General features: G+C 44.1%; 17 protein-coding genes. 5 read left to right on the top strand and 12 right to left on the bottom strand.

The window, feature by feature from the left end; translation table 11 throughout:
* Positions 1 to 393: 393 nt before the first annotated feature.
* From ACXAGK_RS16150 to ACXAGK_RS16140, 3 genes are all read left to right on the top strand, one after another.
* Complete coding sequence (locus tag ACXAGK_RS16150; RefSeq protein WP_474857173.1) at positions 394 to 4,413, top strand: ExeM/NucH family extracellular endonuclease; 4,020 nt, start codon at positions 394 to 396, stop codon at positions 4,411 to 4,413.
* A gap of 16 nt (positions 4,414 to 4,429) precedes the next feature.
* Positions 4,430 to 5,023, top strand: a complete 594-nt coding sequence (locus ACXAGK_RS16145) for a PEP-CTERM sorting domain-containing protein (RefSeq protein ID WP_474857007.1) — start codon at positions 4,430 to 4,432, stop codon at positions 5,021 to 5,023.
* A gap of 115 nt (positions 5,024 to 5,138) precedes the next feature.
* Positions 5,139 to 6,026: a WYL domain-containing protein gene (locus ACXAGK_RS16140; RefSeq protein ID WP_474857006.1), complete on the top strand. Its 888-nt coding sequence runs from the start codon at positions 5,139 to 5,141 to the stop codon at positions 6,024 to 6,026.
* Positions 6,027 to 6,090: 64 nt separating this feature from the next.
* On the opposite strand, the gene ACXAGK_RS16135 is transcribed toward ACXAGK_RS16140, so the two are convergent.
* The 4 genes from ACXAGK_RS16135 to ACXAGK_RS16120 form a co-directional block, all read right to left on the bottom strand.
* Positions 6,091 to 8,214, bottom strand: a complete 2,124-nt coding sequence (locus tag ACXAGK_RS16135) for a response regulator (protein ID WP_474857005.1) — start codon at positions 8,212 to 8,214, stop codon at positions 6,091 to 6,093.
* An 89-nt stretch (positions 8,215 to 8,303) separates the two neighbouring features.
* On the bottom strand, positions 8,304 to 9,494 hold the full coding sequence (locus tag ACXAGK_RS16130; protein WP_474857004.1) for a pectinesterase family protein: 1,191 nt from the start codon (positions 9,492 to 9,494) through the stop codon (positions 8,304 to 8,306).
* Between the two features lie 10 nt (positions 9,495 to 9,504).
* Entirely contained in the window at positions 9,505 to 10,971 is a 1,467-nt protein-coding gene (locus ACXAGK_RS16125) for a glycoside hydrolase family 28 protein (RefSeq protein ID WP_474857003.1), read from the bottom strand.
* 32 nt (positions 10,972 to 11,003) lie between these two features.
* Entirely contained in the window at positions 11,004 to 12,209 is a 1,206-nt protein-coding gene (locus ACXAGK_RS16120) for a glycoside hydrolase family 88/105 protein (protein WP_474857002.1), read from the bottom strand.
* Between the two features lie 678 nt (positions 12,210 to 12,887).
* On the opposite strand from ACXAGK_RS16120, the gene ACXAGK_RS16115 reads away from it, so the two are divergent.
* Together ACXAGK_RS16115 and ACXAGK_RS16110 are read left to right on the top strand one after the other, a co-directional pair.
* Complete coding sequence (locus tag ACXAGK_RS16115; RefSeq protein WP_474806158.1) at positions 12,888 to 15,587, top strand: TonB-dependent receptor; 2,700 nt, start codon at positions 12,888 to 12,890, stop codon at positions 15,585 to 15,587.
* A 203-nt stretch (positions 15,588 to 15,790) separates the two neighbouring features.
* The gene (locus ACXAGK_RS16110; RefSeq protein WP_474857001.1) at positions 15,791 to 16,726 is read left to right on the top strand and encodes a rhamnogalacturonan acetylesterase; all 936 of its coding nucleotides are present in this window, start codon (positions 15,791 to 15,793) and stop codon (positions 16,724 to 16,726) included.
* Between the two features lie 172 nt (positions 16,727 to 16,898).
* On the opposite strand, the gene ACXAGK_RS16105 is transcribed toward ACXAGK_RS16110, so the two are convergent.
* The 8 genes from ACXAGK_RS16105 to ACXAGK_RS16070 all read right to left on the bottom strand — a co-directional run bounded on the left by ACXAGK_RS16105 (position 16,899) and on the right by ACXAGK_RS16070 (position 26,115).
* On the bottom strand, positions 16,899 to 17,870 hold the full coding sequence (locus ACXAGK_RS16105; RefSeq protein ID WP_474857000.1) for a sugar kinase: 972 nt from the start codon (positions 17,868 to 17,870) through the stop codon (positions 16,899 to 16,901).
* Complete coding sequence (gene eda, locus ACXAGK_RS16100) at positions 17,867 to 18,505, bottom strand: bifunctional 4-hydroxy-2-oxoglutarate aldolase/2-dehydro-3-deoxy-phosphogluconate aldolase (protein ID WP_474856999.1); 639 nt, start codon at positions 18,503 to 18,505, stop codon at positions 17,867 to 17,869. Before eda ends, ACXAGK_RS16105 begins: the two co-directional genes overlap by 4 nt.
* Positions 18,505 to 20,046 carry a mannitol dehydrogenase family protein gene (locus ACXAGK_RS16095; protein WP_474856998.1) on the bottom strand — a complete coding sequence of 514 codons (1,542 nt, stop codon included), beginning with the start codon at positions 20,044 to 20,046 and terminating at the stop codon, positions 18,505 to 18,507. The genes eda and ACXAGK_RS16095 overlap by 1 nt, the downstream gene beginning before the upstream one ends.
* 2 nt (positions 20,047 to 20,048) lie before the next feature.
* Complete coding sequence (gene uxaC, locus ACXAGK_RS16090) at positions 20,049 to 21,464, bottom strand: glucuronate isomerase (RefSeq protein ID WP_474856997.1); 1,416 nt, start codon at positions 21,462 to 21,464, stop codon at positions 20,049 to 20,051.
* Between the two features lie 11 nt (positions 21,465 to 21,475).
* Positions 21,476 to 22,966, bottom strand: a complete 1,491-nt coding sequence (locus ACXAGK_RS16085; RefSeq protein ID WP_474856996.1) for a UxaA family hydrolase — start codon at positions 22,964 to 22,966, stop codon at positions 21,476 to 21,478.
* Between the two features lie 204 nt (positions 22,967 to 23,170).
* Complete coding sequence (locus tag ACXAGK_RS16080; protein ID WP_474856995.1) at positions 23,171 to 24,187, bottom strand: LacI family DNA-binding transcriptional regulator; 1,017 nt, start codon at positions 24,185 to 24,187, stop codon at positions 23,171 to 23,173.
* A gap of 147 nt (positions 24,188 to 24,334) precedes the next feature.
* Positions 24,335 to 25,630, bottom strand: coding sequence for a TRAP transporter large permease (locus ACXAGK_RS16075; protein ID WP_474856994.1), 1,296 nt, complete (start codon positions 25,628 to 25,630; stop codon positions 24,335 to 24,337).
* On the bottom strand, positions 25,630 to 26,115 hold the full coding sequence (locus tag ACXAGK_RS16070) for a TRAP transporter small permease (RefSeq protein WP_474806174.1): 486 nt from the start codon (positions 26,113 to 26,115) through the stop codon (positions 25,630 to 25,632). Before ACXAGK_RS16070 ends, ACXAGK_RS16075 begins: the two co-directional genes overlap by 1 nt.
* Positions 26,116 to 26,117 lie beyond the last annotated feature (2 nt).

Below are 26,117 nucleotides of genomic sequence, written 5' to 3'. Positions count from 1 at the left end.
TATTCAGTGAAAAAGCTGTAAAAACTGTTTTCCTGCAAATCCGTAAGCGACAAAGAGGCATCATTAATCAAAGTAAGTCAGTGCGTCTAATGTCCATCACAGAACTAAAGAGTGCTTTATAGGTGCTCTTTTTTTGTGCATTTAAATTGTAACATGCGCAAGATTACAGCATGGAAATGTTTCAAAACTGAAACAACTTAGTAATGTTACAAATCAGCTTTTCCTGTACCAAAGTTCAGTCGAGTTAATGAATAAGTAAACTTATTTTAAAGCTGTAACTTGTTGATATATATAGCGTGTGACGTTTATATTATTATTTTCATTAAGTGCTTGCTGCGCATACGTATGTATAAGAATTTATACCTTCCTTATACAAATAAAGCGGAAAGCAAAATGGTTAATGAGGGTAACACACAAAAGTATAAGCTGAGTAAATCAGCTAAAGTTGTCAACGCGTTGTTGGCAGGGGCATTGTCACTGGGCGTAGTATCACTTAATGCATCGGCCGACACGGTTTGGCAGGAAGATTTTGAATCCAGTGAATTGCAAGGAAAGGGCGCAACTGGTTCTAATCCCGGTGGGGCCGTTCTAAGCCTTGAAGGCGTAGAGCGTTGGTCAATTGACGTTTCCAAAGGCGCATTAACTGCAACTTCAGATTGGTTTCGTGTAGAAAATGGCGCTATGCAAGCCCGCGATGTGGATGGCGAAGTGGTTTGGTTGAGTGAATCAATCGATATCGCTAGTGCCGGTGAAGTCACAATTAATGCAGCACTTTCTCAAAGTGGAACGTTTGAAGCGTCAGACTACATCGATATATTTTACTCACTGGATGGCGGCGCGTTTGAGCTTATAACACTTACCGAAGGGGCATCGAATACCGTAGAAGATGACTTTGATAGTGCTACGGTAAATGAGACAATTGGCAGCGGAAGCTCGTTAGTATTAAAAGTAGCTATGGCTAATAATGCCGGTACTGAATACCTGAATTTAGACAGTATTTCAGTGAGCGGCTCAGATGCCACCGATGGTGGTGACAACGGCGATGGCGGCGATAACCCCGATAACGGTGGTGAACCTTCGAACGAACTTCTTTTCTTAAGCGGTACTTGCTTTAACTGCCCAGATTTAGAAGCAATTAATTTAGCGAGTGATTTTGTAGCATCGGACTACTATGCCGCTTTAGATGCCGCTATTGCTAACGGCGATAGTGCACAAACACTGAAAGAAACAGCGCACAACATCATTGAAAACGGTCATCGCACATTATCATACTCTGAGGTGTGGACGGCGCTTACCTATACTGATGAAGACCCTTCAAATACTGACAATGTTATCCTGTTTTATAAAGGGATATCACAAGGTAAGTTTACCAACGGAAGCGGTAGCCAAAGCTCTAACCAAGAAAATTGGAACCGCGAACATGTTTGGGCAAAAAGCCACGGTTTTTCAAGTACAAGCTTAACTGCATACAGCGATATTCTTCATCTGCGTCCCACAGATATTTCGGTTAATAGCTCTCGTGGCAATTTAGATTTTGACTTCAGCGATAGCGCACTTGCCGAAGCGCCTGAAAACCGTGTTGATAGCGATTCTTTCGAGCCGCGCGATGCAGTGAAGGGTGACGTAGCTCGCTCTATGCTTTATATGGATGTGCGTTACGACGGTAACACCGCAGGTGATACCGAAGAAGATTTAGTATTGTTAAACCGCTTAACGTCTACCGACGAAGCTGCATTTGGTAAGCTTTGTGTGCTGCTTCAGTGGCACGAGAGCGATCCAGTCGATGAATTTGAGCGCCGCCGTAACGAGCGTGTGTTTGAATTCCAAGGGAACCGTAACCCGTTTATTGATAAGCCTGAACTTGCTTCACTTATTTTTAACGACAGCTGCGACGGTACAGGTGGTGATACCGGCGGTGACACAGGCGGTGACACAGGTGGTGATACCGGTGGTGACACAGGCGGCGATACAGGTGGTGACACAGGTGGTGAAACTGGGCCGTCAACCAATAGTGTTTACATTTCAGAGTATATTGAGGGTGGTAGCTTTAATAAAGCGATAGAGCTTTTCAATAGCTCGACTCAACCTGTGAGTTTGTCTGGCTACGAGTTAGTTTTACTTTCAAACGGTGATACTGCCGACGCCGACCGTAAAGTACTGGCGCTTGAGGGCGAAATTCCTGCAGGTGGCGTAGCAACATTCGCTCACGCCCAAGCCGATGCTTTACTTACAACTGGTTCTACAATCAGCAGTTTCGTAATGAACTTCAACGGCGATGATTACGTTGAGCTTGTTTACGACGGGCAAGTAGTAGATGCATTGGGTACTTTTGGCGTTAAGACTAATTGGGGCAAAGACGTCACATTAGTACGTAAGAGTACAGTGACTGGCGGAAACCCAAACCGAAACCCTGCTTTTACCACTGATGAATGGGATAGCTTTGCAAAAGATACGCTAAGTAATTTTGGTTCTCACAACGGTTCAGTAAGTGAGCCAACAGACCCAACCGACCCGACGGACCCAACAGATCCAATTGCTGAAGTAGTACTTATCAGCGCAATTCAAGGCGACGGTGAAGAATCAGCGCTTGTCGGCACGGATGTGATTGTTGAAGCAGTAGTCACCAAAGTTGTACCTGCCATGAGCGGTTTCTTTGTTCAGGAAGAAGCAAGTGATTCAGACGATAACCCGGCAACTTCTGAAGGTGTGTTCGTTTACGCAGGCTCATTTAACCTGCCAGAAGCAGGGGATGCGGTGCGTTTGCAAGGTACAGTAGGCGAACGCTTTGGTGTAACCCAATTAACCCTGTCTGCAGAACTCGAGGTTACGGGTGTAGGTAGTAATGTGCTTTACACACCTGTTGCTATGCCATTTAGCCTTGATACTGATTTAGAAGCACTAGAGGGCATGCATATTAGTTTTGAGCAAACCCTTAAAGTTTCTGATATCTACAATCTTGGACGTTATGGTCAGTTCAACGTGTCTTCAGAACGCTTATTCATTCCTACTAATCAGTTTGTAGCGGGTTCACAAGAAGCGTTGGCACTAGCCGAAATCAATGCACGAAATACCTTATTGGTTGATGACGGAGAAACATCACAAAATTTGGATGATATTCCTTTCCCTGTAGGTGGTTTATCGCACAACAACCCTCTACGTTTGGGCAACAGTATCGAAGCTTTGGAAGGTGTTTTACATTACGCCTTTGGTGCTTACAACCTTATTCCTGCTGGTGATATTCAAACCGTAGGCACTAACCCACGAATTGCTGCACCACAGCTCAATGCTATCGGTGATGTAAAAGTGGCTAGCTTTAATGTGCTTAACTACTTCAATGGCCCGGAATTCCCCACATCTCGTGGCGCAGATTCAGTTGCTGAATTCGAGCGTCAGAAAGCGAAAACCATTGCAGCTATTGTAGCTATGAATGCTGACGTACTTGGCCTTGTTGAAATTGAAAACGATGGTTACAGCAGTGAATCGGCGATTGCGACATTGGTTGACAGCGTTAACGCTGAACTCGGCAGCGATGAGTACAGCTATGTTGCATTAGAGTCTCAACTAGGCGGTGATGAAATTGCTGTAGGTATTATCTATAAACCAGCAGTAGTTTCGCTACAGGGCAACCCTGTGACTTCATCTGACGCGCCATTTGACTATGGCAACCGTCAACCTTTACTACAAAGCTTTAATGTAAACAGTAACGGCGAAGACTTTACCTTAGCGATAAACCACTTTAAGTCAAAAGGAAGCTGTGGCAGTGCTACAGGCAATAATGCTGATTTAGGTGACGGTCAAGGCTGTTGGAACGAACTTCGTACCCAAGCAGCACAAGGCCTAATTTCTCTTGTTGAGCAAAACAGTGATGTCTTGTCTGACCGCGTTGTCGTAATGGGTGATTTGAATGCCTATGCGAAAGAGGAACCTATCCTTGCGCTTGAAGAGGCTGGCTACAGTAACTTGGTTAACTTCTTTGATGGCGATAGTGCATATTCGTATAGCTTCGGCGGAGAAGTAGGTTATCTCGATCATGCCTTATCAAGCCCTTCATTAACTGAATATGTGGTAGATGCAACGGTATGGCACATTAATGCCGATGAACCTCGCGTGTTCGACTATAACGTTGAATATAAGACTGAAACCCAGCTTTCTAGTTACTACGGCGCTGATGCGTATCGCTCGTCAGATCACGACCCAGTAGTGGTAGTGCTTAACTTTCCAGAAGAAGTAACAGTTGGAGATTTTGATGGTGATAACGATGTGGATTACAACGATATCATTGCTTTCTATCAACTGTTTTTACAAGGGCAAGCGACGGGTGAAAACTACGATTTTAACGGCGACGGCCAGATTAGCTTCTTCGATATTCAGGCATTGATGGCGATGTGTACACGCGCTAACTGTGCAATTTAATTTTAGGAAAATAACAATGAAAAAATTCTTTTTACTATTAATGGCTGCCGCTACTTTCAATGCAAATGCAGCTCTAATTTCGATTACAACAGATAAAGATACTTATAACGTTGGCGAGACAATTACGGCAACAGTAAGTGCTTCAAAGCTGTCTGTAGGTGGCGTGCAGACTTACTTCAATGGCTATATTGCACTTTTCAACTTCGATAGCTTATTTTTGAGCCTAGATGTTTCGTCTATCATGGATTTAGGTGCATTAGGTGTTCGGCCAGAAGTGAAAACTTCTGATAGCGATGGAAATACGCTAAGTATAGATGCAGGTGAAAACTTATTTGCACTGTTCGACCCCACATTTCAGGGCGCTATATTTGCACAACAAGGTAAAGATGTCGTGGAACTCTTTTCGTTTAGCATGCTAGCGCTGAACGCTGGTCTCGTTGAGTTAACTCCTACTAGCATTGTATTGGGGCAGGGAGGAAGACCTCAGAGTGGGAATACTACTGAAAGCACAAGCTTCACCATCGCTCAAGTACCTGCGCCAGGTACCTTTGCGCTATCGCTTCTGGCTATAGGTGGTATGTTTTTCGCTCGTAAGCGTGCGAAGTCATAAACCATAAATGCTAAAAATTTAAGCCCAGCCAAGTGCTGGGCTTTTTTATGTCTTTTGCTATTTACATGCGGCTTTAAATGAACCACACTGAATAAAAATACAATAAGTGCGCACCATGTTAGAAACCATTTCTTTTTCTCAACGCCAACGACTGGCGTATATCGATTTCTGCCTTTTGTTTAAAGGGGCTATTCATCGCCAGGATTTAATAAATCGTTTTGAGGTAGGGCTATCGGCAGGCTCTCGAGACTTTACGCTATACAAAGAATTAGCGCCCGATAACTTAATCTACGATCCAAGGGAAAAGCGTTATTTTCAAACAGAAAGCTTCGTTCCGGTTTTTGAACACGATGCAAAACGTACCTTGGTAAAGCTTGCCAACGATATATCGGACGGTTTCGATGCTATTGGCGATGTACATTTCCCCGTAGAAAGTGCGTCTTCTTTGAATGTACCGGATATTTTTGTGGTAGCGAAAGTAGTACAAGCCATAGTAAACAAAAAGGCGATGAGCGTTATTTACACATCGCTGTCTAGTGGCAGTGGCGCACGAGAACTGGTTCCGCATAGTATTGTTGATAATGGCCAGCGCTGGCATGTGCGAGCGTTCGACAGAAAATCTCAAAGCTTTCGCGATTTTGTGCTTACAAGAATTAGTAAGGTAACGGTTAAAACCGAACCTGAAACTCATGAATGCATTGAGCAGGATGAAGAGTGGGGAAGGCTTATCTCACTTGAAATTGTGCCCCACCCGAAGAATATTAAATATTCTACTGCGATAGAGCTCGACTACGCTATGGAAGGAGGCGTGTTGACGTTAGAAGTGCGCGCAGCCATGGCAGGGTATTTGTTAAGGCGTTGGAATGTTGACTGTACAAAGCATGCCAGTTTACGCACCGGTGAATACCAGCTTTGGCTTAGAAATCAGCAGAGTTTGGCAGACACTGACAACCTTGCTATTGCCCCAGGCTATGTAGGCGAGCAAGAAGCTTATACAGCTTAGAGACCGTTTACATGCTTTAATATTGATGTTTGGTAAATCTAGCCCATAAGTACAAGCGTCTTTATTAACTGATGTATCTTTTAATCGTGGTGAGTAGGGTGTCTTTATCCAATGGTTTCGCTAGGAAGTCATCCATGCCTGCGGCCAAGCATTCTTCTTTGTCCTCGGCAAATGCGTTAGCGGTTAGTGCTATGATGGGGGTGTTGGACTCTAAGGTTTTTCTCAAAATAATTGAGGCTTCAATACCGCCCATAATCGGCATGTTACAATCCATAAGTATCAGGTCGAAGTTGTGTCGTTTACATATTTCAACGGCATCTTGGCCGTTCTTAACATGCAGATATTTGTACCCTTCAGTCTGCAATATAGCTTTGACAATCTCAGCGTTAATTTCGTTATCTTCAGCCAATAGTATCCGTTTCTTTTTATTGAGTTCTTGAATCTCTTGGCGGCTAACAGGCTTTGTTTCAATCAACTTACTTAAATCATTTTCCAGTTCACGTCGGTTGATTGGTTTTGCATGAGTCTTCCAAATACTTTCGAGTATTTCGTGTTCGTCTTCCAATCTTTCTAGCTCAGCCGAAATTAATATTACTTTAGGAAATTTGGGCGGTTTTAAATCTTTAAGATGATGAAGTAAATCTACGCCGCTCATTCCTGGCATAGAAAGGTCAAGAATTATGACATCAAAATTAAACGGTTTGTCATCTAAAAATGCTTTCGCACTTTCATAGCTACAGGGCTTAATCGACATAGACGCAACGATGTGCTCAAAGTATTCGCGACTGGTTTGTAGGTCGTCAATGATTGCACAACGCAAGTTAACGCTAGGCACAATTTCGATTTCTGGGAGCTGTGCTTCTCTTGTCAGCATTGTGAAGGTAAATGTACTGCCTTGACTTGAGAATGAGACCACATTTATGTCGCCACCCATTAAGTTAGCTAGCTGTTTTGCGATACTTAGCCCTAGCCCTGTGCCACCAAATTCTCGTGTTGTAGATTGGTCAGCTTGTTCAAATTTTTTAAAAATGTTCTCTAGCTTAGAAGAGGGAATGCCAATGCCTGTATCGATAACATCAAAGATAAGGCGATTGCCATTTTCATGTTTAGCGTGTGTCACTTTTAGCGTTACCGAGCCTTCGGCCGTAAACTTAATCGCGTTGCTTAGCAGGTTGTGTAAGATTTGCGCTATTCGCGTTATATCACCTTGAATAACATGGGGAAGATTAGCGTCTTTTAAATAGTGAAATTCGAGCCCTTTACGCTGGCAATAAACCCGTTGTAACGACACCACATCGTCTAGTATTTGTAATAAATCAACAGGGGCTTGTTCTATCTTGATTTTGCCAGCCTCTATCTTAGATATGTCGAGAATGTCATTAATCAAAACTAATAGCTGCCGGCCGGCTGTTTTAGCCTTTTTTAAGTACAAGTTACTTTTTTCCGGATTATCGATCGCCAGCTCTATCATGCCAAATAAACCATTCATAGGCGTACGTAACTCATGGCTCATGCTTGAAAGGAATTCTGATTTTGCTTTACTGGCTTTCTCGGCTTTTTCTGCGGCATTTTGTGCTAATTCTTTCGAGTGCTCTAGCGCGTTAATAGAGCGTTTAACCTGACGCTCCATAGGAAAGAAAATAAGCGCGGCTTCTATAACCAGTAGAGCAAGTGCTGCAAGCCACAGGTACATTTCAATAGTAAGGACGGTATCTACACGTGATGTTGCGTCCTGTTCGAATTGGTTCACAACACTGTCTAGCTGCTGTAGAAGCGACGTAAGCTCTTCAACCGGCATAAGGGAAGTCGTTTCGCAACGTGCATTTGTTAACAAGGTCTCAGCTCTATCGACGAAGTTTTTAACTTTTGCATCTAGCTGTCCTTGCTGAAAATAAGTATTAAAGATTTGAATTGGCAGATGTTCTAAAGAGGTAAGATACTTATGATTTTGTTCAAATTTAGCAAGGTCTTGCTTTAAATAGCCTAATTCTTGGCTGTTTCCACACAATGTCGATGAAGTTGCCAGCATCGCTATGCGTTGCGACAGCATACGCTGCTGGCCTGCAATATTGATAATTTCACCATCTTGCTTTTGTTCTTTAATTAACCCTGAAAGAATTAAAAAAGACAAGGTAATCAGCGATGCTGTTAGCGCTAAAGCAACAATATATCGAAAACGTATGGACATAAGGTAAAGAAATGCACAGTGGTAACTAAAAGATAATAGATGCCAAGTGGTTACGCAATGTGCTGAGCAAATTACTTTTTTAAGTGACCCTATTCATCATCGCTTGGAAAAACGTTTGGCTCCCAGCCACGCAATACCGCGTCCTTAGTGTAAAACTCTGCTTCTTTATCGTTTAGAAAATGGGAATCAATTGCAGGTGATGCGGCTTCTTTAGGTGCACCATCTCCAAAAGATTGGTATTCGGAAAACCGTGCTTCTGTGTGGGGACTAAATGGTCTCTTTGTACCTTTTGGTGTAGTCCCTCCCATAGTAGTCCATCGAGTTGGAGTAATATGAGTGTCCATATAGGTATTAATAAAGGTCGCTTTGCCTACAGCGAAAGGGTTTGCATAACGGCCATCTGAAAAGGTGGTTGTTGGGTGCCAAGGCCTTCCTAGTGCCACGCTTTCATCTGGAACATCGTTTTCTCTTTCAAGCCTACAGTTATTGAAAGTAAGTCCATATGGGCGCTGTAAATGGGTGCTTGGGGCGGTTATGTAGCCCGTAAGTCCTTCGCTGTCACCACCTGAATGACGTGCTCGTGAGACAATTGAAACGCTCTCAAAAAATGCTGTGCCCTCACCAAAAATGAAGTCAATATGTCCTGCTATTGTTCCGCCTTCAATCAAAGCGCGGTCACCTTTTAAATAGAGGGTGTCTTGATAACCCCAGAGTGCCACATTTTTAAGGTAAGTGCGATCTGAGTTCACATCGGTTTTAAGCGCTACTGCCTGCGTACCTGATAACCGAGTAGGGTCATCTTTTGCTTTGACCTCGTTACCGGGATAATCAAAGTCATTGGCGATTGTAATATTTTCGATAGTGATGTTATCACCTAAAATCTCTACCGTGGCAGTACGGCGGGTTCCCCATTTTTCTTCAGAGTTCTCTGCGACCTTTTGACCTGCATATCGATTGAAAACGACAGTCGTTGTTTCTTGCGACTGGCCTACCAAGTGGACATTATCAGCGTTAATGACGACACGTTCTCGATAGATGCCTTCGCTTATAAAAACGGTCCACACTTTGTCTTTTTGTGGCTCGTGAGATTCGATATAAGCAACAGCTTCGGACACAGAGTTAAAATGAGGTAACGATTCATTAGTCAAGTTACTGTCATGTGATTTAGCTACCACTACATCCGTTGTTACTGGCATTGCCGCGCTTAATCCACTGAAAAATATACCCGCCAGTAACACAAAGGCTAAACTGAGAGTGACTCGTGCTTTATCAAATTCCATAGTATTTATTCTACAACCCACGCTCGTTAAACGGTTGATTATTAATAAACACATTATTTATAGAAAGGTGCGCCACATTTTCGATAACAGCATCTTTGAGCGCACGTTTTATCGTTATGTTATTTAACGTTAAGCCGGAAATGGGCGTATGGTCATACCCGCGAAGTACAAAGGCTCGGTTAGCAGAAGCAACGTTCAAGTTCTCTATGGTGATATCTTCTAACAGAGGAGGGAAGTTGCCTGCATCACCTTCTTCGTAAAAGAAATTCACGACAACGGCGTCTTTCACCGTCCCAATATCGATATTGCGATAGTTTAGATTTTTTAGGTGCCCACCCCGAATACTGTTGGTTTTAATTCTAATGCCGCGGTCTAAATCAGGGCTACTCATGGTGCAATACTGCGCATAGAGATTCTCTACACCGCCGGATATCTCACTGCCTATTACAACACCGCCATGCCCCGCCTTCATCTCGCAATGTTCTATGACAATATTACTGCAGGGAACATTGACCCTTCTGCCGTCTGCATTACGTCCAGATTTAATGGCAATACAATCGTCCCCTGTATCAAATGTACAGTTAGAGATAAGGACGTTTGTGCAGCTTTCAGGGTCGCACCCGTCCGAATTTGGGCCGAAACTTTTACAGTACACATCGTTTACGGTGACGTTTTTGCAAAGCACAGGGTTAACCAGCCAAAATGGAGAACGCAGAATGGTAACGCCCTCAATAAGTACATTTTCACAGCGGTAAGGTTGTATAAACGGAGGGCGCAGGTAGTTATTTTCAAAAACGCGATCACTAACGGGTGTCCCATTTTCTACCATTTGCTGAAGCGTATCTCTGGTGTATTTTTGGTTTTCTACCGGATTATCACCCCATGTTGAAGCCTTCCACTTTCCTTTCCACGGCCACCAGTTGTCTTTTGCTGCACTACCGTCAAGCGTACCTTTGCCAGTAATTGCGATATTGCTTTGCTCAAACGCATAAATAAGAGGGGAGTAACCCATCAACTCCATACCCTCCCAGCGAGTAAAAACGTAAGGTTTGTAGTCATCAGGATTGGTAGAAAATCGAATTGTTGCGCCTGACTCAATATGCAAGTTTATATTCGACTGTAGGTGAATAGGGCCTTTGCATAGCCAGTCGCCTTTTGGCACAACCACTTTGCCACCACCTTGGCGTGCGACTTGGTCGATAGCTGCATGTAACGCTTGCTTAAAGTCACTGCCATTTTCATTTGAAAAGTCGGTAACATTAGCTTCGCGCTTTGCAAAGGCGGGGCGCTTTATCATCCCTTTAATAAGGTTTGCTTCAGCGTCCCACTGGCGTTGAGTCCTTCCCGTTTCGGTCACATTTGCACATCCGGATAGGAATGTAGGAACACCTACAGCCATCCCAGAAACTGCGACAGTGGTGGCGAGACCAGACTTTAAGAAGTGACGTCTGGCATTCGGTGAGTTAGGTCGGACCATCATATACCCCTTTTTTTACGATTTAGCGCTTTTTACTTATTCAAATAATGTGCAGCCAGAATGAATGGGCCTACACCTTTCGCGTCGTTTGCTCTGATTGGCTCACTCATGTAGTAGTCGAATGAACCATCTCTATATGGATTTCCACCAAGACCAGCAACAGCGCAAACTTGTTCAAGGCTGATAACGTTAGTTTCTGGATTAACCGAAATCATTTGATCAAGGAGTCCTGCAAACCCTTTTTCTGCATGAGCTTTGTATTCCTTAGAAAGAAACTTAAGGCTTGCACCTTTAGCCATAGCGTAGGTCAACATTGCTGTACCTGATGCTTCAAGGTAGTTTCCTTCACGGCTTCCCAAGTCAGTAACCTGATACCAGGTGCCTGAATTATGTTGATAGGTAAGCGTAGCGTCGATAAACGCTTTAAAGCGCGCTTTTAGCCACGGTGTTTTTGGGTGTTCGGCAGGAACAACTTCTAGCACATCCACCATTGCCATAGCATACCAACCTAGCGAACGTGACCAGTGATGTTGAGAAAGACCTGTTTCTTTATCAGCCCACTTTTGCTTTTTAGATGCGTCCCAGCCATGCAAGGGGAGGCCTGTTTTTTCGTCGTAAAGGTGCTCTTCAATGAGTTCAAATTGCAAAAATACGTCGTCTAGCTCTTTCATATCGCCGTACTTAATAATGTATTCAGCGTAGAAGGGAGCCCCCATGTATAGGCCATCAAGCCACATTTGGTCTGGATAGCGTTTCTTGTGCCAAAAACCGCCTTGCTCTGTACGCGGGTGGTCAGTGAGTTGAATTCTTAAAAGATCGGCTGCCTTTTTGTATTTAGGGTTGCCAGTTTCTTCATAAAGAAAAAATAACACCTTACCCGGGTTAACCATATCAATATTGAACTTGTTGATATCGTATGTCTTAATACTTCCGTCATCTTGAACCAGCATGTCGTAGTAGCCTTTTACATAAGACAGAAGGCGAGGATCTTTAGTATCTTGATACACTTCTGTTATCGCGAGAAGGTTGAGACCATGAACGTAGTCCCATTGTGGCGTCTCGTCCCAATCGATTTGCCAAGCTTCAGGAAAGCGCACCATTTCAGACTCTATCATTCTCATAGACCACGATTGCGTGTTATCAAGAGGCATTTTCACCCAATCATTTGCATCAGCAGCCGAAGAAACAAACGCCGTGCAAGCTATAACGGAAGCGGCGCGTAGAATACCTTTTAGCATAACAAACCCTTATTTTTATAACATTGTAAATACACTCTGTGCTACCGGTAGCATAATGATTTTTATTTGCCTGCATGTCAACGAAATTATTTATATTTTTTAACTTTTATTTTACGTCAAGTAAAAGCTGTAAGTTTTAACTAAGTATATGTATACAGGAGATTAAATTTAATTTTTTCTCTTCATTTGGCTTAGGTCTAGATTGCCTTTTGCGATCAATATTATCTTCTGAACTTATACATATAATAAATTTTTTCAATAAAATAGTTGCCACCGGTAGCATAACTAATTAGGATGTAAATCAAATGTAAAGCTTGAGGGTTTTTTCGGGGTTTACATTATTGCCGAAGGGAAGTTTTTGCGTTGATAAAAAATAGAGCTGTACCCTGCAATGCTTCTTATTCATGGTTTTGGTGGTTACAAAACCACTGTAGAGAATTAATTAGAATTGACGCGTTTTCGCTTCCTTAACAGCCAAAGCGTGCTATTGGTTAATATAGATTATTGGCGGCAATGACCTCCAAAATGTTATCCGGTGGCATAAAGGGAAGTGAAATGGTTAAATACGGTAAATGTTGAATTTGTGTTAATTTGAAAGGTCCACACGCGTTTCAGAAGCATTTTCACTTTTTCTTAGTATGTGCGTCGCTTATAAATATAAAAACCGGAGAAACAACAATGTTACCAAAGAAAAAGCAACTCGCTGTTCTTGTTACGCTAGCGTTGTCAGGCGCACATATTCATGCGCAAGAAGCCACAGACGAACAAGCCAGTGAAACCGAAGCGCAAAATATGGAGGTCATAGAGGTATCTGGCTTTCGTGGATCACTTAATAAATCACTGATGGAAAAGCGAACATCAGTTAACAGTAAAGAATCAATTGTTGCGCAAGACATTGGTAAATTCCCGGACTTAAATATTGCAGAGTCTATTCAGCGCGTTCCAGGCGTAGCGATTTCTCGTGAGGGTGGAGAAGGCCGTCAAATTACCTTGCGCGGTTTAAGCCCATCATTTACCCGTACAACACTTAATGGCATGGAAGTACCAGCAAGTACAGATGGAACAGATTCAGGCGGTGGCGTAAACGGTGGACGTGGCTTTGATTTTAATATTTTCGCTTCTGAACTGTTTAATCGTGTAGATATTCAGAAGTCGCCTACAGCTTCAATGGAAGAAGGCGGTATTGCAGGTACCGTTGATTTGTACTCCGCAAAACCGTTCGATTATGACGGCTTTAAATTCGTATCGTCCCTTCAAGGTGGCTATAACAGCATTACTGAAGAGACCGATCCTCGCGCAGCTTTCATGATCAGTAACCGTTTCGCTGACGACAAGGTGGGCGTGCTTTTCTCGGCCGCTTTCTCAGAGCGCACAGTAAGGCAAGAAGGCTTCGGTACCGTTCGTTGGACAACACCGGTTCGTGATGGCGGCGGTATTTTTGCAGACACGTCTGATACTGTGGTGAACGGCACGCCAGACGTGGGTAATTGCGAGTTTCAAGGCGAATCTGTTGATCCCATCAACTGCTTGTGGACGCCACGCCTTCCACGACCTGATTACTTTGGTAATGACCAAGAGCGTACCGGTTTTACGGGTTCTATCCAGTGGGCTGCCACTGATAATTTCACTTTAACCTTAGACGGTTTGGTATCTAAACTAGATAACACCCGTACTATGTACAATTTCTTCCATATGTTTAGAAGTACGTTTTCAGAGATTACACCCACTTCTATTACAGTACATCCTAATGGCAAACAGGTTCTAGCCGGAAGTTACGACGGTATCAAGTCACGTATAGAGAGTCGTTTGCAGGAATCAACCACTGACTTTAGCCAATTTGTTATCTCAGGCGAGTGGTTTATTGGTGAAAATATTAAATTAGATATGATGGCCGGCACTGCAGAATCTGATGCTCGTTCAGAGCAGTATCGTTACAACATGACGCTGTTAGAAGAAACCAGCTACGGTTTTGATTTTAGTAATAACATTAACGCTCCGCAGCTCACTTACGGTTATGACGTTAACGATGCAAGTAACTATAATCTTTCAGATGGTCGTTTACGCGCTACTGATGTATTGCGCGAAAACGATACGGTTAAGTTTGATGCCACTTACCTTGGCGACGAAGTAACTATCAAGGCGGGCTTCGCCTACAACGACCGCGTAGTAACCTACAGTGAAGAGCAAATTAATGGCTTTCCAGATCAAGATTCGGCGGTCGGCTTTGCTGAAATGATGCCGGTAGACGATTTCGGTAGTGGCTTTGATGGTCCTCTAGACCCATTTCTTGTTGCTGACTTTGACGCAATAAATAGTCAGCTTCTAGACGTAGTTTGGACACCGCGCTCTGCACAAAGCTGGCAAGTAGGCGAAGAAACTTCTGCTGCTTATATTGAGATGGACACGAGTTATGAGATTGGCGATATGCTGCTTCGCGCTAACTACGGTGTACGCTATGTGAAAACAACCACCACCTCTGAAGGCTTTATTCAAGGCGAAACGGTACAAATTGAAAATGACTACAATAACTTTTTGCCGGCAGTTAACTTAGCACTTGAGGCCACTGATGACGTTGTTGTACGCCTTGGTCTAACCCAGTCAATGACGCGCCCAAGCCTGAACTCATTAAACCCTGGTAACCCTAGCTTTGATTATATTAACGGCTCGGTAAGCGTGGGTAACCCGTTCCTTGACCCGTTCACTTCAGACAACGTAGATTTTGGTGTTGAATGGTACTTCGACGACGAAGCGCTACTGGCAGCAACCGTGTTCTACAAAGACATTGATAACTGGATTGTTCGCGCATCTGAAGAGCGTCTAGTTGATAGTGCCTACTACGACTTTATCGATAACGATGCACAGTTTGACCCTGTAATTGCGCTAGACCCTCGTACTATTCCATACGAGCATAGTAGCCCAATCAACGCTGAGGACAGAAGTGTAAGCGGTTATGAGCTTATTTATCAGCAGCCGTTAAGTTTCTTACCAGGCCTGTTCGAAAACATGGGTATTGTGTCGAACTACACTCACGTTAACGCAGACGACATCGAAGGTATGAGTGAAACATCGTACAACTTTACGGTGTATTACGAAACAGACCAATACGGCGCGCGTGTGTCAGTTAACAAACGTGACGATTACCTGACAGACTTTACTGGTAGCAATGGTAACGTTGCACACGGCACGACAGGGCCAACGCAGGTAGATTTCTCGTCATTTTATAACGTAAACGACGAACTCACGTTAACCTTTGAAGTAATTAACCTAACTGACGAGTACGAGCGTTTGTTTACCACGGGTGATGGCTCATTGGATTTGGTACGTGAATACAACCATACGGGCCGTCAGTTCTTCTTGGGCGCGCGTTATACTATGTAAAATAACAGACTGACCAAGCATATTGGTGAGCCTAAGATAATAATTAAATGTTGTGTTCCGTGAAGACGGGTGTGTTTGGCCATCGTAATGATGGCCTTTTTTATTTGTGACAAGGCGACATTGCGGATTGTTTTTGAATGCGTCTATCTGCTTTATCACTTAATTGGAGCGCAACTCTACTAATATTGAGAAGGAGAAAAGGTGTGAGAAATTCAAGTAACTCCACCACAGGAAAAATATTCAACGCGCTTCGCTACAGTTTTGCAAGCGTTATTGCTGTAGCCAGTAGTTTTGCATTGGCAGGCCAAGAAAGTACGACGGCTCTTCAAAACAGCTACGTGCCTCATTCGAGCACTTTGGTTCTCGCTAGCTCAAATGCCCACATTGCTAAGGAACAAAGTGCCGGAATTGTAGAGAACGAAGGAAGTGCAAAAGCTCCGCCTTACAAAAAGCCGGTTACCCTACATTTGGTTGGCGATTCAACCATGTCAGACAAGCCTATGTTGTCATATCCAGAACGTGGGTGGGGGCAATTACTTCCTGAATTCATGCTGCCAAATCTAAATATCAAAAACCACGCGGCTAACGGCAGGAGCACGAAGCGATTTGTTGACGAAGGGCGTTGGCAAGTGCTGTTATCTGATCTTTCTGAAGGTGACTTTGTGGTAATTCAGTTTGGTCATAACGATCAAAAACAGTCGGATCCTGCTCGCTATGCCGACCCGGAAAATGCTTATCCAGCTTACTTGAATCAGTTTGTTCAAGATGTTGAAGCAAAAGGGGCATCAGTGATTATCGCAAGTAGCATTTGCAGGCGTCATTTCACTGAGGAAGGTGTATTAAAACGGACGTTGCTGGCGTATGCCGATGCAGCGAAGAAAGTGGCAGCACAAAATAACGTGCCATTTATCCCTATGAACGCTTTAACTTGCGATTTTCTTGCTCAGGTAGGCGAGCCTAACAGCAACCATTACTTCATTAAGGTGCCCGCCGACCTATATGCGCGCTATCCTGAAGGTAAGAATGACGACACTCACTTGAACGTAGTTGGTGCTGCAAAAATGGCGCAAATATTTGTGCGAGAGCTAAAAGCAACAGCACATCCATTAGCAAAATACGTTTATCGAGACACTCTATAAATCAAACTAAACAAAGCGGTGCGCCAACATGTGGTGTGCCTCGCCCATTTAAACTAACGCACTGCAACCTATCTTAGCTAACTTGCTGAGGCATCGTCATCAATTTTATATGTGGCGAGTGATTAGTGAGGAGGAGGGAAGACAAAAGAGAAAAGGGAAGGTCACATACCGACTATAGCGACGGTATGTGATTTGTAAAGGCATCACTTGATATAATGGCACCTGGGTAGGTTATTACGGTGGCTGCCACTTTTGCTCCATAGCTCGCGCTTTCAACAGGCTTTCTACCTGCAAGTCGAGCTGCCATATAACCGCCATTAAATGCATCGCCAGCAGCCGTTGTATCAACCACCTGTTCAACACGCTCAACAGGCACAATACATTGTTCATGTTGACGGAGTATATGAACGCCAACTGCCCCGTTTTTCATAACGATTTCTTCAATCTGTTTGTTGGCTAAATAGCTAAATATTTCATCAGCATTAGTGTGGCCAAACAGCATTAAATGGTCGTCAGCACCTGGGAACGCTAAATCTGCTTCGTCATAAGCCTTACCCGTCCAGTACTTGGCATCTTCTTGAGATGACCAAAGGCGAGCTCGATAATTAGGATCAAAGGCGATCTTACTGCCTTTGGCCTTGAGGGATGAAATTAGTTCGAAAAGCGTAGTGCGCTGTTCGTCATCTAAAATAGCAATAGAGATACCGCTCAAGTAAAACCAGTCACACGTAAATTCAGCGCCGTTCATTATATTAAGCGTTTGAGTTGCAGCAGACTGGTTACGCCAATAGGCAAAGGTTCTTTCACCTTCATTGTCGTTGCGGATCATATACAAACCGAGATTACGCGACGACGAGCGAAATACTAAATCAGTGTTTATTTCGTGCTCACCCATTTTAAACAGCAGCCCATCGCTTAAAAAGTCTGCGCCGATCGCCGTTAAGTAACTAATGGAAGATGAAGGCAAGCAGCGTTTTAAATAAACCGCAGTGTTGTACGTGTCGCCAGCAAAGCTTTTCGCCATCATATTATTATCTGCGTTTTCATCGCGCGTACTAACTGATGACTCACGCTGAGTGCTTCGAAGCTCTACCATGCACTCGCCAAAAATAACCATTCTTTGGTTGGTATCAACTATGCTCATGCCGCAGCCTCATCAAACAATGTGAGGCTTTGTTGACATGCCAAAGTTATAGCTTGCCAATTTTTTGCGTCAATGGCTGCCTTCGGCATCATCCATGTACCGCCTACTGCTCGAACATTGCCAAGCGAGAGATACTCATTCGCGTTGTCGCCATTAATGCCGCCGGTAGGGCAGAAGCAAACATCGCTAAATACACTTGAAATCGCTTTAAGAAAAGGGGTTCCGCCGCTAAGACTCGCAGGAAAGAACTTCATCTCGCGAATGCCTTTTTGGTGCGCCAAAAGAATATCGGCAGGCGTAGCGACGCCAGGCAAAAAGGGTGCATTAGAAGCAATCAGAGTATCGAGCAACGCTTCTGAGCTTGTGGGCGTTATCAAAAATTGCGCGCCTGCATTCAACGCTTCAAATACGTGGTTGCGATTTAACAATGTGCCCATACCCACAACGAGTTCAGGAAACTGTTTTCTAATCGCTGACAGGGCTTCGAATGCTGCGTCGCTGCGTTTCACTACTTCTATGTTGCACAGGCCGCTATTTGCAATTGCTTCTGCTAGGTGAAGCCCCTCGTCAACAGATTTAGGCTGAATAATAGGGAGCAATGGGGCGCCTTTAAGCATGGAAAAGGTACTTTTCATCACGCGGTTCCTTTTAGTGAATCTAGCGAACTTTCTGTTAACGTAGTGGGAGCAGAACCTTGCTGACTTTCGTTGCTGTTTTCGTGCGATAAAATGTTAAGCAGCTGATCAACTTTTTCGAGCACTTTATCTTTGAACGTAGTGTTTACCGACAGTTCGGCGAACATGATTTCAAGAGATAGCAATTTTTTTGCAAGTTCTATTGCCTGAAAGTCTACTGATTTTGCTGTAGCCCTTAACATACTATCTAGCGGGTCGGTGATAGTTTCGTTTAAACGTGCCTTGTTGTTTACAAATAGGCACCATGCCGCAACGGCACTGCAGAGCAAATCAATGTTTCGTTTTGCTTTTAGGTTATCGCGTACTGTGTCGAGAATTCGAAATGGGATTTTCTGTGACCCGTCCCAAGCAATTTGCGATAACAGGTGGCGAATATGCTTATTATCATAGCGCTTAACAATGTCTTGTGCGTAAGCGTTCAGATCGAAGTCTTGAGTTCCGCTATCGGCATTCTCGTTATCACTGGATAGAGACGGCACAATTTCTTCTTTCAACATGGTTTGAATCAGTTGCTTTATGGCTGGGGTACGCATTGCGTCGAATACGGTTTCCTTGCCAAGCAATAACCCTATGTAGGCCAGTGTAGAATGTGTGCCGTTTAGAATGCGAAGCTTAGCTTTTTCAAAGAAGCTCACATCATGAGTAAAAGTAACGCCAACTTTATCCCAAGCAGGTCGTGGGCCAGAAAAATTATCTTCAACCACCCATTGAGTATATGTCTCACGCTGAATAGGCCAGTTATCGGTTAGACCCAGTTCATTGGCAACATTAGCTTTAAAGCTGTCTTCAGTTGCAGGCGTGATGCTGTCGACCATAGTACAGGGGAAGGCGATGTTCTCGCTGATCCATTGACCGAGTGATTCATCCGTTTTGTTGGCGAACTCGGTCACCGCTTTTTGCAGCTTTTTACCGTTGTCTGACACGTTGTCACAGCTGATAATGGTAATATCTGCATAGCCTGCCTGCTTACGTTGTGCTAGCGCTTGCACAATTAGGCCAACTGCACTTACCGGTGTTTCTGGCGTGACCAAATCAGCTTTAATATCCGGATGATCAGTATCTAGATGGCCTTGCGCATTAAGGCAATAGCCCTTTTCTGTCACGGTAAGCGTCACAATTTTAGTTTGCTTGTTTACCAGCGCAGCAACAATGTCTTCACGATCATGTGCTAATGTAGAAAGGGTCTTAATTGCGCCAATAATGTGAGTTTCAGGCTCGTTGTCAACAATACACAAAGCATACAGGTTGTCTTGCGTAGCTAACGCTTCTTTAAGTGATGCGCTGCGCATTGACACACCGTGAATGCGCCAGTCACCGCCATAAGCCAGCGCCTTTTCGGTATAATACGCTTGGTGTGCACGGTGAAAGGCGCCTGGACCAATATGCACAATGCCACAACCAGTTGCTTCCAGATCGTAATTTGGTTTACTTACGCTGTCACTTAAAAGAGGTAGCGTTGAAATTGATAACGGCTTTGTCATGATCACCCCAGTTTGTACGCTTGTTTAGCAAAATCATAAGTGAGTTTTCTTGCAATGCTGGCCGCTTCTGTTTCGCTGATGCGGTGCTCCACAACTAGCTGTGCAAGGAAGCGACAATCAATGCGTCTGGCAACATCATGACGTGCAGGTATAGACAAGAACGCGCGCGTATCGTCGTTAAAACCAACCGTATTGAAGAAACCTGCGGTTTCTGTCACTTGCTGTCTAAAGCGCAACATGCCTTCAGGGCTATCATGGAACCACCAAGAAGGACCGAGTTTCAGGCAAGGGTAGTGGCCTGCAAGTGGCGCTAATTCACGGCTGTACGTGGTTTCATCTAATGTAAATAGAATAATGTCGAGGTTAGGCTCGTTACCGTATTTACCGAGTAACGGGCGAAGCGCTTTAACAAAATCTGTTTGCATTGGAATGTCGTGGCCTTTATCGCGACCAAACTGTGTAAACAGCTGACTATTGTGGTTTCTAAACGAACCAGGGTGAATTTGCATCACCATGCCGTCTTCTACACTCATTCCCGCTAATTCGGTAAGCATTTGCGCTCTAAATAGCTCTTGCTCTTCAGCGTTACTGTTTCCACTTCTTACTTTATCGAATAAAGCAATACACTCAGCTTCACTTAAATCAGCTGTGTTCGCCGTTGGGTGTCCGTGATCGGTTGCTGTCGCCCCGTGCTCTCTAAAGACGGCACGTCGTGCACGAATTGCATTCAGGTAGCCCTGCCAGGTTGCAGTGTCTTCACCGGTGAGCTCACCCAGTTTCTCAATGTTTGAAACAATATCTTCGCGTGAAGCATCGACTACATCATCAGGTCTAAAGGTGGTAATAACCCGCTTTGCCCACGGTGTATCTTTAATCGCTGCGTGATGGGGAAGGGCATCAAGCGCACCTTCGGTGGTAGCAATCACTTCAATATTGAAGCGGTCCATCAAGGCGCGAGGCTTAAAGTCATCCCCTTGAAGCTGCGCGGTAATATGGTCGTAATAATGCGTTGCGTTGTCGCTACATAGCATCTCTCGCAAACCAAACACATCATGAAATACAGTGTCTAACCACAAACGGGACGGTGTGGCAGCAAACAGGTGATAGTTATCTGCCAGAAGCTTCCAGATTTTACGTGGATCCTTTTCCGTCTCGCCGCCATCCCAACGTGGTACACCGATATCGGTTAATTTAATGCCTTGGCTATACAGCATTCTGAACACATAGTGATCAGGCGTGATAAATAGCTCGGTTGCATTGGTGAAATTATTGTTTTGTGCAAACCAACGTGGGTCAGTATGGCCATGCGGACTTATGATAGGGAGATCCCGAATTTCCTTATACAAAGCCTTTGCAACAGTACGAGTTGCTTCATCGGCAGGAAAAAGTCTATCTTCATGTAATAAAATCGATTCCATAACGCTCTCTTTTAGAGGGTGACGCCACGTTTCCAAATAGCAATCTCATGGCTGCCATTTTTCTCGTTGCAGGTTTGTTGACCAGATGCCACTGCCAAGCAGTGTTGGAGTAGCGCTTCGGCACACTTATCGATAGATACGCCTTCTAGAACTTGTCCAGCGTTAAAATCTATCCAATGTGGCTTCTTATTAGCGATATCTGTATTTGACGATATCTTAACTGTGGGTACAGGAAAACCAAGGGGCGTGCCTCGGCCTGTGGTGAATAAAACGATATGTGCCCCTGATGCTGCCAGCGCCGTTGAGCTAACGGCATCGTTACCAGGTGCTTGTAATAAACTTAAGCCTTTATCTTGCTTGGGCTCGCCATATTGCAAGATAGACTGAATAGTAGACGTTCCACCTTTTTGAACCGCGCCGAGTGACTTTTCCTCTAGCGTGGTCAAACCGCCTGCTTTATTACCTGGAGACGGGTTTTCGTAAATAGGTTGGTTGTGGGCGATAAAGTAGTTCTTAAACTCATCAATCAGCGAGTTAAATGCTTCAAATACGTCTTTGTTTTTAGCGCGATTCATTAAGAGCTGTTCGGCACCAAACATTTCTGGCGTTTCTGTTAAAATGACCGAGCCGCCTAGATTACACATTAAATCGGTAACACGCCCTACTGTTGGGTTGGCAGTGATACCGCTAAAAGCGTCACTACCACCGCATTTCATACCTAACGTGAGTTCACTTGCGTCAATGGGCTCACGTTTGTCATTAGCCATTACTTTTAGCAAGTCGTAAACCGCGTTTACCCCTTCTTCTAACTCGTCTACCACTTCTTGTGCGTTATAAAAGCGAATGCGATTTTCAGGTTTATCTACGTGAGGTAGTAGGTTTTTTAGCTGGTTGTTTTCACATCCAAGTCCCACAACTAACACCGCACCAGCGTTCGGGTGAGATGCGAGAGAGGCTAAGATAGTGCGCGTGTCATCTAAATCATCGCCAAGCTGAGAGCAGCCAAAAGGGTGGGTGAATGCGCGGAAACCTTCGCATTCGCTGGCGAAACGACGGTTACATTCATCAGCAATTCGGTCCGCAGTACGGTTTACACAACCCACGGTATTTATGATCCACACTTCATTGCGAATACCCACTTTTCCATTTTCTCTTCTGTAGCCCATGAACTGTAACCCAGAAGTAGAATGTGTTTGCTTCGATGCGGAGTTTGACGGGGCGTAAACGTATTGTTCTGTGCCTTTTAACTTAGTCTTTGCGTTGTGGCTGTGAACATGTTCACCGGCGTTTATTTGGCTTGTTGCTGCACCAATGCTGAAACCATATTTTACAATGTTGTCACCATCTGAAATGGTGGTTAAAGCAACCTTATGGCCGGCGGGAATGTCTTGGCGAACTGTAATGTCATATTCAGTGATGTAGGTACCAGCCTCGACAGGGCAGGTTGCGACCGCAACGTTATCGTTATTATGCACTTTTACTAGTTGTGTTTTAACGTTCATTCCAAGTCCTGCTTTATCTTAACGGCTTACTTAACTGCCAAACGTTGTTAAATGAGCACCGGGTATTTGAAAGAGCGAAAAATTAGAAATGTTTTTTACGCTCTGCTTACAAATTTTTTGTTTTTAACATTCTCGTCCATTGTTGTGCCACCGGTGGCATATTAGGATGAAATGGAAGTGTAAGCAACACTTCTTTATAAAAAATCACACTTTTTTGATGGAATCGCGAATAATTAAGTGGGGCTTAACTAAATAGGTTTCAGATTCACTGACTTCATTGCCTTCGATATGAGCAATGATTTTACGCGCTGCGATAGCTGCCATATCACCAACAGGACGTTGAACCGTAGTAAGGGCAGGGATCACGCGAGCGGCGAGCAAGTTGTCGTCAAACCCTGCGACGGAGAGCTCGTCTGGCACGGTAATGCCCATTTCATGAGCCACTTTCAATACGCCTGCTGCCATTTCATCGTTGTTTGCAAAAATAGCTTTAACTCGTGGCGACTGAATAAGCAATTGACGCGCGCATTCTATACCGCTTTCGAAGCTGTTTTTACCTTCAATTACTCTGTTTTTAGGTACATCGACTCCTAAACCGTTAAGCGTCTCAACAAAGCCTTCCAAACGCTCTTTTGAGGAATAGTATTGTTGTGGACCGCTGATAATACCAATATCTTTATGGCCCAGTGATACCATATAACGGGCTAGGTCGCAAAGCGCAGCTCTGTCGTCACTGACTACGATATTTTGATGGTCATCTAAATCTACTGACGCCATTCGAACATAGTTTATGCTCTTTTGCTGCAGTGCGTCTGCTAAAAGCTTAGACTCGGATACCGGTGGCAGTATGATGACGCCATCAATGTTCGAACGACGTACAAAATTGACGCAGTTTTCTACAAAACCATCTGCGTTGTAGCGGCAAGGGTGAACGACTAATTCGTAGCCCTTTTGAGAACATATGCTCAACACACCTCTTTGTACTTGGTCGATATACAAGGCATCGGGGTTGTCATAAATCAAGCCTATCAAATAAGAGCGGCTAGTACTTAAACCTCGCGCTTGCTTGTCGGGGGCAAAGCCCGTTTCTTGAATGACAGCTTCAATGCGCTCACGTGTTGTTTTACCTACATTGGTTGCGCCGTTAATCACACGCGACACGGTACGCTTTGATACCCCTGCAAGGGCTGCAACATCATTGATAGTCGGGCGCTTGTTCATAGTTCTCTATTCTTTCTGCGCTAAGTCGTTGTTATTTTCAATATTACCACACAATTTGTAGCAACATGTTCTTGTTATTTATTCTTGAAGGGTAGTGCGGTCACAATAAATGCAACCACATCTACCCAGTTTTATAATTTAACGTTACTAGAACCCTAACGCTCGTGGCAATGCTTCGCTAAACCAAGAAACATAGGTAACTAACATGAGAACCACGAACATAGCCACATACAAAGGAATGAGCGGTCTTATGATGTTCTCAAGTTTGGTTTTAGCAATAGCACAGGTAATAAAAAGTACCGCGCCTACGGGCGGTGAGCATAATCCAATAGATAGGTTGAGTACTAGCATGATGCCAAACTGCAACTCGCTCATACCAAGCTCTAGCGCCACTGGTAAAAATATGGGCGTAAAAATAAGTACGGCAGGTGTCATATCCAAGAATGCACCAACCACAATGAGTAACAAGTTGATAAGAAGAAGAATGAGTAATGGGTTATCGCTTATCGATAACAGTGCATTACTTAAAGTTTGCGGGATATTTTCAAACGATAAAAGCCATGACATCGCGGTTGAAGCCGCGATAAGCAGCATTACAATTGCTGTTGTTTCCGCTGCTTTTAAGAATATATCGGGTAAGGCTTTCGCTTCTACTTCTTTATAAAACACCACAGCTAACAGCAATGAGTAAACTACCGCAATGGCTCCCGCTTCAGTAGCGGTAAAAACGCCGCCTACAATGCCGCCAATCACTAAGAATATGAGGAACAGGGAAGGGAGTGCTGCGATAGTTTTTTCGACAACTAGTTTAAAAGGAAGTCGTGGCGACAGCGGGTATCCCTTCATTTTTGCATAGACAAAGCACACTAGCATTAGCGCTAAACCCACCATAATGCCTGGGATATAGCCAGCCATAAAAAGGGCGGCGATGGATACGCCACCGCTAGCGATTGCGTATACAATTAAGATATTACTTGGTGGAATTAACATGCCTGTGGTTGATGCAGCTGCAGTGACTGCGGCACTAAAATTCGGCTCGTAGCCCGCTTTTTTCATTTCGGGCAACATGAAGCTGCCAATAGCAGACGTAGTCGCTACCGCAGACCCTGAAATTGCACCAAAAAGCATGCAAGAAACAACATTCACCAAGGCTAAACCACCGGGAAGCGCACCAATAAGCGCCATTGCACATTCAATTAATCGCTTGGCTATCCCGCCGCGTCCCATGATAAGGCCAGATAAAACAAAAAATGGGATTGCCAATAGTGCAAAGCTATTAAGACCACCTGCCATACGCTGCGCAATGGTGATAGTAGCAGGGGCGATATCCATGCTCATTACCATAGCAAGCAGCGTGGCGACACCAATACTGATTGAAATTGGCACATTTAAAAGAAGAAGTACGAAAAAAGCGACGACTAAGATAATACCGGTCAGTTCCATTACGCTGTTCCCTTATTGTTGTTTCGCCAAAGCGTTGTAATGTTGACCAGTGCGTAGGCAATAATGAGGCCACCAGACAGGGGAAGCACGCTATAAATAAGGCCCATTTTAATGCCAAGTGCCGCCGAGATTTGTTCCAATTCTAAGGTGAGAGATACAAGCTCGGAGCCGCCGTATACCATCACTAAAACACAAAAAATAATGACGATAATTTCAACGCAGGTAAGTAAAAGGCGTTTCACTTTACGCGATTGACGCTCAACAATTAGGTTGAAACCTAAATGCGCGTTTTGACGATACGCATAAGCCGCACCTAAAATACCAATCCAAATAAGTATGAACCTAGATAATTCTTCGGTGATTGATGCGGGGTCTTTAAGTACGTAACGTGAGACCACTTGCCAAATCACGGTAAGTAAAATACTTACCATGGCAACTATAAGTGTGCCGGCTAAGGCTTTATCGATAAGGCGTATTATTGTCATTG

The sequence above is a fragment of the Alteromonas sp. ABM1_013 genome (assembly GCF_056160505.1).
This window is presented reverse-complemented; position numbering and strand designations above follow the sequence as displayed.

What these genes read in the sequence shown, in the direction of transcription:
- ACXAGK_RS16150 (WP_474857173.1), top strand. Translation starts at nt 394, where the DNA reads ATGGTTAATGAGGGTAACACACAAAAGTATAAGCTGAGTAAATCAGCT.
- ACXAGK_RS16145 (WP_474857007.1), top strand. Translation starts at nt 4,430, where the DNA reads ATGAAAAAATTCTTTTTACTATTAATGGCTGCCGCTACTTTCAATGCA.
- ACXAGK_RS16140 (WP_474857006.1), top strand. Translation starts at nt 5,139, where the DNA reads ATGTTAGAAACCATTTCTTTTTCTCAACGCCAACGACTGGCGTATATC.
- ACXAGK_RS16135 (WP_474857005.1), bottom strand. Translation starts at nt 8,214, where the DNA reads ATGTCCATACGTTTTCGATATATTGTTGCTTTAGCGCTAACAGCATCG.
- ACXAGK_RS16130 (WP_474857004.1), bottom strand. Translation starts at nt 9,494, where the DNA reads ATGGAATTTGATAAAGCACGAGTCACTCTCAGTTTAGCCTTTGTGTTA.
- ACXAGK_RS16125 (WP_474857003.1), bottom strand. Translation starts at nt 10,971, where the DNA reads ATGGTCCGACCTAACTCACCGAATGCCAGACGTCACTTCTTAAAGTCT.
- ACXAGK_RS16120 (WP_474857002.1), bottom strand. Translation starts at nt 12,209, where the DNA reads ATGCTAAAAGGTATTCTACGCGCCGCTTCCGTTATAGCTTGCACGGCG.
- ACXAGK_RS16115 (WP_474806158.1), top strand. Translation starts at nt 12,888, where the DNA reads ATGTTACCAAAGAAAAAGCAACTCGCTGTTCTTGTTACGCTAGCGTTG.
- ACXAGK_RS16105 (WP_474857000.1), bottom strand. Translation starts at nt 17,870, where the DNA reads ATGAGCATAGTTGATACCAACCAAAGAATGGTTATTTTTGGCGAGTGC.
- eda (WP_474856999.1), bottom strand. Translation starts at nt 18,505, where the DNA reads ATGAAAAGTACCTTTTCCATGCTTAAAGGCGCCCCATTGCTCCCTATT.
- ACXAGK_RS16095 (WP_474856998.1), bottom strand. Translation starts at nt 20,046, where the DNA reads ATGACAAAGCCGTTATCAATTTCAACGCTACCTCTTTTAAGTGACAGC.
- uxaC (WP_474856997.1), bottom strand. Translation starts at nt 21,464, where the DNA reads ATGGAATCGATTTTATTACATGAAGATAGACTTTTTCCTGCCGATGAA.
- ACXAGK_RS16085 (WP_474856996.1), bottom strand. Translation starts at nt 22,966, where the DNA reads ATGAACGTTAAAACACAACTAGTAAAAGTGCATAATAACGATAACGTT.
- ACXAGK_RS16080 (WP_474856995.1), bottom strand. Translation starts at nt 24,187, where the DNA reads ATGAACAAGCGCCCGACTATCAATGATGTTGCAGCCCTTGCAGGGGTA.
- ACXAGK_RS16075 (WP_474856994.1), bottom strand. Translation starts at nt 25,630, where the DNA reads ATGGAACTGACCGGTATTATCTTAGTCGTCGCTTTTTTCGTACTTCTT.
- ACXAGK_RS16070 (WP_474806174.1), bottom strand. Translation starts at nt 26,115, where the DNA reads ATGACAATAATACGCCTTATCGATAAAGCCTTAGCCGGCACACTTATA.